The following is a 12,091-nucleotide window of genomic DNA, read 5'->3' as shown; positions in this document are numbered from 1 at the left end:
AGCAGCGAAATTCGCGAGGTAAATGGCTAAAGAATACAGTCAAAAATGGCTAATTGATTAATTTAACTGCTGAATATAGAGGTGCATTGCAGAGTGATGGGATGTGAAACGATGTGATTTAATGTTTTTTAGTGTTAATTACTGTGATTTAACTCACGACGGTTACCCCTTCTTGCCGCTATGCTTAACATAAGAAATCAAATTATCACCAAAATTAACATGGAGAGAATATGACTCACGCAGAAACATTATTAGTATGCGTTATTGGGCTAGGCTCTATGGGGATGGGGGCAGCACAGTCTTGTATTAACGCCGGGCTACAGACCTACGGTGTTGATCTTAATCCGGTGGCATTGGAAACCTTACAAAAAAATGGCGCTATTAGCGCACAAGTCAGCGCGGATGATTTTGCCAACAAATTGGATGCGGTCGTCGTGCCGGTGGTGAATGCCACCCAGGGAAAACACATTACCTGGCCGGAAAAACAGGAGAATATCTGATGCGACTCGGTGTTATTGCGGATGACTTTACCGGTGCGACGGATATCGCCAGTTTTCTGGTGGAAAATGGTATGTCGACGGTTCAAATCAACGGTGTGCCCGATGCCGGTTATCATGTGGATGCTGATGCGGCCGTGGTTAGCCTGAAATCACGCTCTTGCCCAACGACAACAGCGGTGGCGGACTCACTGGCGGCACTGGCATGGTTACAAGCGCAGGGCTGCGAACAGTTCTACTTCAAATACTGCTCAACGTTCGATAGCACCGCGCAAGGCAACATTGGCCCGGTCACTGATGCATTACTCGATGCACTGGATCAGCAACAAACCATCATCTCTCCGGCGCTACCGGTGAATGGAAGGACGGTATATCAGGGCTACCTGTTTGTGATGGGGCAACTGCTGTCGGAGTCGGGAATGCGTAACCACCCGGTAACACCGATGACAGACAGCAATCTCTTGCGTCTGATGGACGCGCAGGGGCGTGGCCGCAGTGGATTAATCAATAGTACGGTGATGGACCAAGGGGTTCAGGCGGTGAGGTCACAGCTCGCTCGCTTAAAGGAAGAGGGCATACGTTATGTGGTGCTGGATACCTTAAATGAGAGTCACTTGCTAACACAGGGTGAAGCAGTACGCGACATGGTACTGGTGACCGGGGGATCCGGCTTGTCCATCGGTCTGGCCCGGCAATGGGTGGCTAATGAGCGCCATCAACCGCAAGCCACATCTGCTGGCGCACCACAAGGTAAACTGTGTGTGGTTCTGTCGGGGTCGTGCTCGGCGATGACCAACCGTCAGGTGGCTCGTTATGCACAGCAAGCACCTTGCCAATCAGTCGATATCGCCCGTTGTCTAACCGAGCCTGAATCTTATGCTGAAGAGTTATGCGCATGGGTAATGGAAAATGCTGTCGGTCCGCTGGCGCCGTTACTGTATGCCACCACTGAACCTGAGGTGTTACAAAAAATTCAACAGCAATGGGGGGCGGCCGCCAGTAGTGAGGCGGTAGAGCGGTTGTTCGGCACCATTGCACGCCGTTTACAACAACTTGGTTTCCAACGCTTTATAGTTGCAGGTGGCGAAACTTCGGGAATTGTCGCGCAATCTTTGGGTATTCAAGCTTTCCATATCGGCCCGGCAATTTCACCGGGAGTCCCTTGGGTAAAATCTACAGATCATCCGGTTTCACTGGCGTTGAAGTCAGGTAATTTTGGTGACGAAAACTTTTTTGCCAGAGCACAAACGGAGTTCGCAGTATGAATGAGCAGCAAGCGCGGGAAGAGATGGTTAAGTTAGGTGCGTCCTTTTTCCAACGGGGTTACGCCACAGGCTCTGCGGGAAATCTGTCAATGAAACTGGCTGATGGCACATTATTGGCCACGCCAACAGGTTCCTGTCTGGGGGAGTTGCATGCGGAGCGGTTATCAAAAGTCAGTTTGGAAGGTGAATGGATCTCAGGTGATAAGCCGTCAAAAGAGGTCAGTTTTCATCGCGCAATCTACCTTAATAACCCTGCGTGTGAAGCGGTTGTTCACCTCCATTGCCTCTATCTGACGGCGCTGTCCTGCTTACAGGGGCTGGATAGCCGTAATGCCATCAAGCCCTTTACACCTTATGTGGTGATGCGGGTCGGCGATGTTCCGGTGGTGCCATATTACCGTCCTGGCGACGCTCGGTTGGGGGAGGAACTGGCAATGTTGGCCCCGTACTATCGTGCTTTCCTGTTGGCAAATCATGGCCCGGTTGTGGTGGGTAAAAGTCTGCGGGAAGCCGCTGATAATATGGAAGAGCTAGAGGAAACCGCCCGCCTGATATTTACGCTGGGTGACCGGCCTGTTCGCTATTTGACGGATGACGAAATTGCAGAATTAAGGAGTTAAAAATGCCTAAGTTTGCTGCTAATCTATCAATGATGTTTACCGAAGTTCCTTTCCTTGAGCGCTTTAAAGCGGCTAAAGATGCCGGTTTCAGTGCGGTGGAATTCCTATTTCCATATGACTATCCGGCGGCACTACTTGCACAGAAACTGGCAGAAAATAGCTTGCAGCAAGTGCTGTTTAATACTGCACCCGGAAATACCCGTCGCGGTGAATGGGGGCTGACTGCACTACCTGGGCGGGAGCAGGATGCACGGCGCGATATTGATTTGGCGTTGGAGTATGCATTAGTGCTGGAGTGCCCGTCAGTCCATGTGATGGCCGGTGTAGTGCCAGTGGGTGCTGATCGGGCACCTTATCAGCAGACGTTTGTTGACAATATTCGCTATGCGGCAGACCGCTTTGCCGAACATAATATTAAGGTAATGATCGAGGCGTTAAATCCGAAAATAAAGCCTAATTATCTTTTTTCCAGTCAGTATCAGACCATAGAACTGGTTAATATTATCGATCGCCCTAATGTATTTACTCAATTGGATCTCTTCCATGCGCAAATAGTGGATGGCAATCTCAGTCACTTAATTACCTCTTTAGCTGGCCGCTATGGTCATATTCAAATTGCGTCGGTACCGAATCGTCATGAACCGGATGAAGGGGAAATTAATTACCCGTACCTATTCGATTTGCTCGATAGCATTAACTATCGCGGTTGGATTGGTTGCGAGTACCAACCACGAGCTAATACGGTGGCAGGGTTAAGTTGGATAAAACCTTATCAATCATAGCTGCTGACCCTGTGGCGGCGCTGATGAGTGACGCTCGTTTTACAACGTCAATATCGTAATCGACGGGAACTGCAAATGATGCATAAACTCACGCAGGATCAGCAGGCGTGCGGCAAACACATTATCTGCCGGTATCCCTTCAGATGCTGCGGGCCTGCCCATCATCACCGCCGCCAGCCTGTCAAACATCCGCTCTACGGCCTCAAGTGATAAGTGCGTTTCACCCTGTAATGGTAAACCCGCGAGTTGAGCTATCTCGGCTATCTCGCTATCGGTGGTGACTAATTGCGAGGTTTTATTCACCGCAGAGCTAATACGGATAACTTCATCTTCAACCACCATAATGGCGGTTTCCATCTCATCAGCCGTCGGAGGATTGTGGTGGAAATAGTGTTGAGCGGTATTGGTATCACCCACGGTAAGCTGCCATTGTGGGCTAGTTGGGTCAGTGATTACGGTGCTTGTATCACGACCAATGTGCAGCAGGATGATCTGCGCGCTATCACTGAGCGAAGCGCGGAGAGTTTCATATTCTGTCTGAATGCGATGCATCATCTACCACCTAAAGGGCTAGCGTTACTCTATTAATCCGTGTGGAACAACCAAATTACCCCGGAAAACCTGCGGATTTACATGTTTACCCGCGCGGGCATCAATTAAGTCGACAACCTTTCTCGCCAATGTTTCTAATGAATACTCTATTGCCGGTACTGCCGGGATACCGGGTAATTGTACTGAACCATCCAGGCTGAAAACCATCACTTTATCAGGAACGGTACGCTTGAAGACATGCAATAACGAGATGGCTTTTTGCGCTTCGATTTCATCCATTACCAACAGCGCATTAAATTGTGCGCCGTTATTCAATAGCGTCTGTAACGCCTCTGAAGAGGAGTGAACGTTACCCATGACTAAACTACGGTTATAGGGAATCAGGTAATTTTCCAGCGCCCTTTGATAACCCAGTAGCGTCTGTTCCGCTACCGTGCCAGAGGCATGATTTAGCAGCGCAATATGGCGGCGGCCTTGACTGACCAAATAGTGGCAGGCCGTTTCTGCCGCAAATGAATGATCGAATAAAATACTGTTCGGGGTCGAGGACTCAAGACAATCAATCATGATGGTATTTTCATCAGGAGATGGCAGCGGAAAGCGCGCGCCGATGATGATAATGGCATCACACAAACCATTGGCTAACTCAGCGACGGCATTTGCCACCCCGACGCTATTGTCGGCAAAGCGCAGTAATAAGTGCTTTTGATGCTGGCTGAACTGTTTTTCCAAGGCAAACAGATAACTGGTTGTTTGCTGAATGTGTTCAGTAGCGCAAATCACACCGACACACCCGGTTGACTGTGCGGTCAGAAACTGAGCGATAACGTTCGGTTTATAATTTAAGGTTTCAACGGCTTTCATCACTGCCAGGCGGCTCTCTTCCTTGACGCCGCGTGAACCGCTTAACACCCGGGACACTGTAGCTTTAGATACGTTGGCTAACCGCGATACATCATTAATAGTCGACATAACTTAACTCCACTTTATCTGATCAATGGCCAGAGGGCCTGGTCAGTTCCCTATTTCCTTGGTTCCAGTCTTACTGCATCTATTCTATACCGTGATGAACATAACGGAAACCGTTGTTACGCGAGAGTATCCAATAAAACAGCATCCGGTGCTTAGCTTTTTGTGACGTCTTTCACAACTGCATATCTTTCAGTGGTTAAATATTTGAGCGCGCTCTCATATCTATTCTGTTTGAATGGAAACCGGTTTCCATTTTGTTTCCAATGAGGCTCAATATGACAAAGTTACTCTGAGGCGAAACGTAATGAAAAAGATAATGTTGTGCTGCTCCGCCGGGATGTCTACCAGCATGTTAGTGAAAAAGATGTTGGCTGAGGCAGCAACGCGCGGACTTGAGGTTCAGATTGATGCTTTTGGTGCCAGTGAATTCAATGAACAGTTTAGCCGCTATCAAGTTGTGCTATTGGGGCCACAAGTGAAGTATATGCAACGGGATTTGGCTGCAATCGCTGAGCCTTTGGGCATTCCGGTGATGACTATCGACATGATGGATTACGGTATGCAACGTGGTGATAAGGTGCTCGATTTTGCCTTATCTCTTATTAATGCAGTGAAATAAAAGGTATCTGCAATGAGTTCTCTTTACCAAACAATGGTTGGGATGATTGAACAAACCATCACACCACTGGCCGGGCGGCTGGGGCAACAGAAGTACATAATCGCTATTCGTGATGGATTCACCTCGGCACTGCCGTTTATGATTATCGGCTCATTTATGCTGGTGTTTATATTTCCGCCGTTTTCTGCGGATACCACATGGGGGTTTGCCCGTGGCTGGTTGAACTTCTCTAGCACCTACCGTGAGCAATTGATGTTGCCTTTCAATCTCAGCATGGGGGTGATGACCTTCTTTATCTCGGTTGGGATTGGTGCCAGCCTTGGGCGGCAATATAAGTTGGACCCGATCATGACTGGACTACTGGCATTGATGTCCTTTTTGCTGGTAGCAGCACCTTATGCTGATGGGCACATTTCAACCCAATATTTCTCAGGGCAAGGGATTTTCACCGCCATCGTTACAGCGGTGTATTCCACAGAGTTGTATGCATTCCTAAAGCGCCACAATATTACTATCCGCTTGCCGAAAGAGGTGCCGACTGGGGTTGCACGATCTTTTGAAATTCTGATCCCCGTAGTGGCAGTGGTTGCGACATTGCATCCACTGAATTTATTTATCGAATCCTCCACAGGAATGATTATTCCTGAAGCGATTATGCACCTGTTGGCACCTTTAGTTTCTGCCTCGGATTCGCTGCCTGCCATTTTGTTGTCGGTTCTGTTATGCCAAATTTTGTGGTTCGCCGGTATCCATGGTGCATTGATTGTCACTGGTATCATGAACCCGTTCTGGATGACCAATTTAGCGTTAAATCAAGCGGCTTTAGCTGCCGGAGCGCCGTTACCTCATATCTATTTGCAAGGTTTTTGGGATCACTATTTATTGATCGGTGGTGTGGGTTCGACTTTACCTCTGGCCTTCCTGCTATTACGCAGCAAAGCTATTCATCTGCGCACTATTGGTAAAATGGGGATAGTCCCAAGCTTCTTTAATATTAATGAACCGATTCTGTTTGGTGCCCCCATCATCATGAACCCGGTGTTCTTCCTGCCTTTTATCTTCGTTCCGATGATCAACGCCACATTGGCCTATATAGCGACCAAATTGGGGTGGATCGCTCAAGTTGTGTCATTAACGCCTTGGACGACGCCTGCGCCGATTGGTGCCTCTTGGGCCGCTAACTGGGCATTTAGTCCGGTAGTTATGTGCCTGTTATGCATGGTGTTCTCTGCGGTGATGTATTACCCGTTCCTCAAAGCTTATGAGCGCAGCCTGCTGAAAACTGAGCAGGAAAAAGAGCAACAACAGAGCTTTGCTGAATCAGCCGAAACTCGCTAAGTCGTGATTCGATTAATCTTTACGGAGAGTATGATGAAGTATCAATTTCCACGTGATTTTTGGTGGGGCAGTGCCAGCTCAGCCCCACAAACCGAAGGTGAAAGCTTGAATGGTGGCAAAAGTGCTACTGTCTGGGACACTTGGTTTGATAAACAGCCAGGTCGTTTTCATCAGCAGATTGGGCCGCAACAGACATCAACGTTTTATCAGCACTGGCAGCAAGATATTGCTTTGTTGAAACAGTTAAATCACAACAGTTTCCGCACCTCCATCTCATGGGCACGGCTGATCCCTAATGGACGAGGTGAAGTAAATCCGCAGGCCGTAGACTTTTATAACGGTGTCATTGACGAACTGCTGGCGCAGGGGATAACACCATTTATTAATCTGTTTCATTTTGATATGCCAACAGTCATGCAAGAGTTGGGGGGCTGGGAGAGCCGCTATGTGGTGGACGCCTATGCTGAATATGCCGATACCTGTTTCCGTTTATTTGGTGACCGGGTACAACATTGGTTTACCTTCAACGAACCTATCGTGCCAGTCGAAGGTGGCTATCTCTATGATTTCCATTATCCGAATGTCGTGGATTTCAAACGGGCGGCTACGGTGGCTTATCACACTGTGCTGGCTCATGCTTTAGCGGTAAAAAAATACCGTCAACGTGAGTTAGGTGGTGAGATTGGTATTATTTTAAATCTTACACCGTCGTATCCGCGTTCTGAAAATCCTGCTGATGTAAAAGCAGCTAATATCGCCGACTTGCTATTTAATCGCAGTTTCCTTGATCCGGTATTGCGCGGTGAGTATCCGGCTGAGTTGATCGCATTACTGAAAGATTATGATCAACTGCCTGCTTGCCAACCCGGAGACAGTGAATTAATCGTTGAGGGTAAAGTAGATTTACTCGGTATTAATTATTATCAGCCACGTAGAATTAAATGTCGCGATAGTCGAGTCAATCCAGAATCTCCCTTTATGCCAGAATGGCTGTTTGATTATTATCAGATGCCAGGCTGTAAAATGAACCCGTACCGGGGTTGGGAAATTTATGAACCAGGTATTTACGATATCCTGACTAACTTGCGCAAAAACTACGGTAATCCGCGCTGTTTTATTTCAGAAAACGGTATGGGGGTTGAAAATGAACAGCGATTTAGCCACAACGGCCAGATCGATGATAGCTATCGTATTGAGTTTGTTTCTGAGCATTTAAAATGGGTGCATCGTGCCTTGGCGCAAGGGAGTCATTGCCTTGGTTATCATATGTGGACGTTTATTGATAACTGGTCATGGTGTAATGCCTATAAAAACCGCTATGGCTTTGTGCAGTTAGATTTGAAAACACAGCAACGTATTGTGAAAAAAAGCGGCGAATGGTTTGCAGCAACAGCAAGCAATCAAGGTTTTGATGAGGTAGAGAGAAATGATTGATTTGGAAGAAGCCGTAATGGAGATCATTGTCAATGCCGGTCAGGCCAGAAGTCTTTGCTTTGAGGCATTGCGCGCCGCCCGCGAAGGTGATTTTGTTCAAGCGCATGCACTGTTATCGGAATCAGATGGTTTTACCAAAGCGGCTCATCGGATGCAAACCAAGCTTATCGAGCAAGATGCCGGTGAAGCCAAAGCACCGATGACATTGATAATGGTCCATGCTCAAGATCATTTAATGACATCGCTATTAGCCCGTGAATTAACCAATGAATTAGTGTTGTTATATCAGCGAGGATAAATTTTATTGTAAAAATTAAATTAATTGTATAAGTCAAATAAAAATTCAAATCAATTATTGCATTGAGGTCAAATATGAATATTTAGCCATTGGTCATTATTTGCCAAAAGATACTTCTGGGTATAAAAATAAATAAATCATTAACTCTTTAAATTAAGGGGGGATAAGTATCATCCTTATTTAAATGAGTAATATTTCACTTCACATTATCCTAAATAGAGATGGTTATTATGAATAAGTTTATACTGGTTGGACTTACCAGTCTTTTATCATTGCCTGCGTTAGCTGAAGTATCCTGGGAAACTCCACAAGGGAATCTGAAATTATACGGTGATGTTGAGATTAATATGGATGCTGCCAGTAAGAGCGGGCAACTCACATCTCTACGTACCAGTGCAAATAAGGACTGGAAAGCAGGCAGTAGAGAACAATGGGATATTAATGGACGGATATTGATTGGCCTGGATGGTTATCGGCGCATGAATAACGGCAATTTCGCAGGTTTCACTGTACAGCCACTGGCTGATATTGGTGGACATATGAACCTCGATGACGCAGCGTTCTTCTTTGGTAATGAAAAAGATTGGAAAGTTAAAGTCGGTCGCTTTGAAGCCTATGATATGTTCCCGCTAAATCAGGATACTTTCGTCCAACATTCGGGGAATACCGCGAATGATCTCTACAGCGATGGTTATGGCTACATCTATATGATGAAAGAAGGCCGTGGGCGCAGCAACAATGGCGGTAACTTCCTGGTGAGTAAATATCTGGGTAACTGGTATTTTGAAGTTAACACCATTCTAAAAGACGGAACCACGTTATTCGCCGATAAAAATTATCATGGCAATACGTTGGAAAACGAAAAAAATGTGGCATATATTCGCCCAGTGATTTCGTGGAAACAAGATAGTCTTTCTGCGGCTATAGCAATGGAAAGTAACGTTATCAGTAATGCCTATGGTTATCGTGATGATCAGGGTCAGTTCCAGGATCAATCGAAACGCAATGGTTATGGGGCAACATTGACTTGGAATAATCAGGATAAAGATCCTGAGAATGGTATTGTCGCTAATCTGAGTTCAGCTTATATGGATGCTACCAATGAGAAGAACTTCAGTGCGGGGGCTAATATCTTATGGCGAAACTTTGAAATTGGTTATATTTACGCACACAACGACATCGAATATTTCAACAGTGCAAATGCAGGGTTGGTTACTTCAGGATTATTGACCTCGCCAGATAAATATGATGTTCACACGATTCATACTTCCTATAAAATTGCCAATATTATGGATATGAATAACTTTAATTTATATCTTGGTGCTTACTGGTCTAAATTGGAAGTATCACCTGACAATAAAGTGGTCAATGCTGAAAATGATGACCGCTATGGTGTCCGCGCCAGATTTAAATATTTCTTCTAATAGGTTACTGGCGACCAGGTGCTTTAATTAGCCATTAAGTATTTTTACTCAGATAAATATTTCACTTACATAAACGCCTGTCTGCGGAATTAGGTTATGCACGCCTGTGGTACTTCCGCAGCAGGCCAGGTGATTTTCTGTCTCACCGCAACTCACTGAATGAAAAAATCTGCTGTTTGCCTTGCGTTTACTCTTTCCCAATATGAAATTGCGGGGTGCTCCGCATTTTTAAACAAAAATTCAAGAAACCAAATATTTTTTGATGCGGATCAAGACACATTTCGATTGTTTAGTGGTAATGTAAATAAATCTCATTATCAACATCATGTGCGTTACTTAAATATGCGAATTTGGCACAAGCTCTTTCTACTTTGCTGCTGTTGGTGGCTATCTGCGTCAGTAACCTGGGCTGCTGTGGATTACCCGCAGTTGGTTAATGATATCCAATCCCGTCTTGATAAAACGTCTCAGTTGTACCAACAACAGAACAATGATGAAGCCCGTACTACGGTGCAGATGGCTTATTTTGAGGTATTTGAGAACCTCGAAGGCCCGATTCGTATCAATATCTCCGCCCAGAAGAGCTACCAGATGGAAGCCGCATTTGGCGAAATCCGGCGCATGATTGGTGAGGGCAAGCCGCAAGCTGATGTTGATAGTAAAATCGATTGGCTTAAAAGTGAGCTAACGGCGGTGCTGCCGGTATTGGCCGATGGGCATAGACTTAACGCAGAACAGCAACATGCTGCCTATGAAAACAGCGAGATTGCGCTGTACTGGCAGCAGAGTTTCAAAATCATTGATGACTTGCTGGCACAAGCCATCAGTGAATATCAAGAAGGGAAGTTCGCGGCAGCCAGTAACAGCGTGCAACAGGCTCATTATCAAGGTTTTAAAAACTCTGAAATGGAAATGTCAGTACGGGGCAACCGTTCCGCACAAGCAGCGGCAGCGATTAACCAACAATTTACCGCATTAATCGATCTCACCCGCAAGCCAGACCAAATGACCGACGTGGCCTATCGTGTCACCGCTTTACTGCAAACTATCGAAGATACCCTTCCGGGCTTACCAACAACGCGAGAACAACAACAAGTCACCGCAGATCAAGCCAATGTTGGGCAATCATCGGCGTCAGATGCCAATGCTGATGGGCAAGCGAATGCGGATTGGGCGGCGGTTTCCAGCAAAATAGATCAGGCAATTAGCCGGGCTATCGGTCAGTACCAAAAGGGCCAGACCACACCCGCAATGATGGCGGTGCAGGATACCTACTTTGATTTGTTCGAAGCCAGTGGCATGGAGAATAAAGTTGGTTCACGTGATGCTGCGTTTAAATCGACGTTAGAAGGGCATTTCACCCGTTTAGTTAGTCTGATGAAAGCCGGTCAGCCAGTCGAACAGTTACAAGCTGAAGCCGTCACGTTGCAAAAGGATCTGGCCAGCGCTGTAGAGATGCTGGGTGGGGGGGATGAAACTAACTGGAGTCTGTTCATCTATAGCCTGCTGATTATTGTGCGTGAAGGTCTGGAGGCCTTACTTATTGTTGCAGCAATAGTGGCTTATCTGGTGAAAAACAACCATCAGGATAAATTGCCGCTCATTCGCCAATCCGTCGTAGTGGCCTTAATCGCCAGCGTGCTAACCGCTTTCGTCTTCCAGTGGCTATTTGCCAATTCAGGGCAAAGCCGGGAACTATTAGAAGGTTTCACCATGATGATTGCCGTGGTGATGCTGTTCTCAATGAGTTACTGGCTACTGTCGAAGACTGAAGCGCGCCAATGGAAAGCCTATCTTGAAGGGAAATTTTCTAAATCACTCAGTAGTGGTTCGATGGTCGGGTTATGGCTGACAAGCTTCCTGGCGGTATACCGTGAAGGGGCTGAAACCGTACTGTTCTATTTGGCCCTGATGGGCGATGCCAGCACCACCAGCGGCCACTTGTCCATTCTGGCGGGTTTTGGCGTTGGCTGCGTATTCTTGCTGGCCGCTTATCTGGTCATGCGTTTTACCGTCGTCAAATTGCCACTTAAACCCTTCTTTATGTTTACCGGCGGTTTTATGTACCTGATGGCGTTTGTGTTTGCCGGTAAGAGTGTCCTTGAACTAATTGAAGGTAAATTATTTGAGCCGACACTGCTAGCTGGCATACCTGAAATCAGTTGGTTGGGGATCTATCCATATCTGGAAACCCTGATCCCTCAAGGGATATTACTGATTGCTGCGCTGGTTGCTCTTTGGGTAATGCAACGGCGTGGTCGTACTGTCTTAGCGTAATGGTCCGGCATGA

11 protein-coding genes and 1 pseudogene are annotated in these 12,091 nt (G+C 46.6%); 10 read left to right on the top strand and 2 right to left on the bottom strand.

Annotated elements, in window-relative coordinates; translation table 11 throughout:
• Positions 1-230: 230 nt before the first annotated feature.
• From A6J67_RS16145 to A6J67_RS16130, 4 genes and pseudogenes are all read left to right on the top strand, one after another.
• Positions 231-485: pseudogene (locus A6J67_RS16145) on the top strand (NAD(P)-binding domain-containing protein); the annotation flags it as partial.
• Positions 486-499: 14 nt separating this feature from the next.
• Positions 500-1,762, top strand: a complete 1,263-nt coding sequence (gene otnK, locus A6J67_RS16140; protein WP_050297481.1) for a 3-oxo-tetronate kinase — start codon at positions 500-502, stop codon at positions 1,760-1,762.
• The gene (locus A6J67_RS16135) at positions 1,759-2,382 is read left to right on the top strand and encodes an aldolase (protein WP_032906265.1); all 624 of its coding nucleotides are present in this window, start codon (positions 1,759-1,761) and stop codon (positions 2,380-2,382) included. The genes otnK and A6J67_RS16135 overlap by 4 nt, the downstream gene beginning before the upstream one ends.
• 2 nt (positions 2,383-2,384) lie before the next feature.
• On the top strand, positions 2,385-3,164 hold the full coding sequence (locus A6J67_RS16130; RefSeq protein WP_005184974.1) for an HPr family phosphocarrier protein: 780 nt from the start codon (positions 2,385-2,387) through the stop codon (positions 3,162-3,164).
• Positions 3,165-3,203: 39 nt separating this feature from the next.
• On the opposite strand, the gene A6J67_RS16125 is transcribed toward A6J67_RS16130, so the two are convergent.
• Both A6J67_RS16125 and A6J67_RS16120 read right to left on the bottom strand, forming a co-directional pair.
• A complete protein-coding gene (locus tag A6J67_RS16125; protein ID WP_105165843.1) occupies positions 3,204-3,716 on the bottom strand; it encodes a hypothetical protein in 513 nt (170 codons plus the stop codon).
• A gap of 24 nt (positions 3,717-3,740) precedes the next feature.
• Complete coding sequence (locus A6J67_RS16120) at positions 3,741-4,688, bottom strand: LacI family DNA-binding transcriptional regulator (protein WP_032906268.1); 948 nt, start codon at positions 4,686-4,688, stop codon at positions 3,741-3,743.
• Between the two features lie 304 nt (positions 4,689-4,992).
• Here A6J67_RS16120 and A6J67_RS16115 point away from each other — a divergent pair, with 304 nt between their 5' ends.
• From A6J67_RS16115 to A6J67_RS16090, 6 genes are all read left to right on the top strand, one after another.
• Positions 4,993-5,307 (top strand): PTS sugar transporter subunit IIB, encoded by a 315-nt coding sequence (locus tag A6J67_RS16115; RefSeq protein WP_042569652.1) that lies wholly within the window; start codon positions 4,993-4,995, stop codon positions 5,305-5,307.
• A gap of 12 nt (positions 5,308-5,319) precedes the next feature.
• The gene (locus A6J67_RS16110; RefSeq protein WP_032906271.1) at positions 5,320-6,645 is read left to right on the top strand and encodes a PTS sugar transporter subunit IIC; all 1,326 of its coding nucleotides are present in this window, start codon (positions 5,320-5,322) and stop codon (positions 6,643-6,645) included.
• A gap of 33 nt (positions 6,646-6,678) precedes the next feature.
• Entirely contained in the window at positions 6,679-8,079 is a 1,401-nt protein-coding gene (locus A6J67_RS16105) for a glycoside hydrolase family 1 protein (protein WP_050072681.1), read from the top strand.
• Positions 8,072-8,377, top strand: a complete 306-nt coding sequence (locus A6J67_RS16100; RefSeq protein WP_042569654.1) for a PTS lactose/cellobiose transporter subunit IIA — start codon at positions 8,072-8,074, stop codon at positions 8,375-8,377. The genes A6J67_RS16105 and A6J67_RS16100 overlap by 8 nt, the downstream gene beginning before the upstream one ends.
• A 221-nt stretch (positions 8,378-8,598) precedes the next feature.
• Positions 8,599-9,801, top strand: a complete 1,203-nt coding sequence (locus A6J67_RS16095; RefSeq protein WP_005184993.1) for a carbohydrate porin — start codon at positions 8,599-8,601, stop codon at positions 9,799-9,801.
• Between the two features lie 342 nt (positions 9,802-10,143).
• Positions 10,144-12,078: an FTR1 family iron permease gene (locus A6J67_RS16090; protein WP_050297495.1), complete on the top strand. Its 1,935-nt coding sequence runs from the start codon at positions 10,144-10,146 to the stop codon at positions 12,076-12,078.
• Positions 12,079-12,091 lie beyond the last annotated feature (13 nt).

The sequence above is a fragment of the Yersinia sp. FDAARGOS_228 genome (genome assembly GCF_002073315.2).
Classification (GTDB): Bacteria; Pseudomonadota; Gammaproteobacteria; order Enterobacterales; family Enterobacteriaceae; genus Yersinia; species Yersinia intermedia.
The sequence above is the reverse complement of the archived record's forward strand: the minus strand, read 5'-3'. Positions and strand labels throughout refer to the sequence as shown.

What these genes read in the sequence shown, in the direction of transcription:
- A6J67_RS16115 (WP_042569652.1), top strand. Translation starts at nt 4,993, where the DNA reads ATGAAAAAGATAATGTTGTGCTGCTCCGCCGGGATGTCTACCAGCATG.
- A6J67_RS16100 (WP_042569654.1), top strand. Translation starts at nt 8,072, where the DNA reads ATGATTGATTTGGAAGAAGCCGTAATGGAGATCATTGTCAATGCCGGT.
- A6J67_RS16135 (WP_032906265.1), top strand. Translation starts at nt 1,759, where the DNA reads ATGAATGAGCAGCAAGCGCGGGAAGAGATGGTTAAGTTAGGTGCGTCC.
- A6J67_RS16110 (WP_032906271.1), top strand. Translation starts at nt 5,320, where the DNA reads ATGAGTTCTCTTTACCAAACAATGGTTGGGATGATTGAACAAACCATC.
- A6J67_RS16090 (WP_050297495.1), top strand. Translation starts at nt 10,144, where the DNA reads ATGCGAATTTGGCACAAGCTCTTTCTACTTTGCTGCTGTTGGTGGCTA.
- A6J67_RS16095 (WP_005184993.1), top strand. Translation starts at nt 8,599, where the DNA reads ATGGTTATTATGAATAAGTTTATACTGGTTGGACTTACCAGTCTTTTA.
- otnK (WP_050297481.1), top strand. Translation starts at nt 500, where the DNA reads ATGCGACTCGGTGTTATTGCGGATGACTTTACCGGTGCGACGGATATC.
- A6J67_RS16120 (WP_032906268.1), bottom strand. Translation starts at nt 4,688, where the DNA reads ATGTCGACTATTAATGATGTATCGCGGTTAGCCAACGTATCTAAAGCT.
- A6J67_RS16130 (WP_005184974.1), top strand. Translation starts at nt 2,385, where the DNA reads ATGCCTAAGTTTGCTGCTAATCTATCAATGATGTTTACCGAAGTTCCT.
- A6J67_RS16105 (WP_050072681.1), top strand. Translation starts at nt 6,679, where the DNA reads ATGAAGTATCAATTTCCACGTGATTTTTGGTGGGGCAGTGCCAGCTCA.
- A6J67_RS16125 (WP_105165843.1), bottom strand. Translation starts at nt 3,716, where the DNA reads ATGCATCGCATTCAGACAGAATATGAAACTCTCCGCGCTTCGCTCAGT.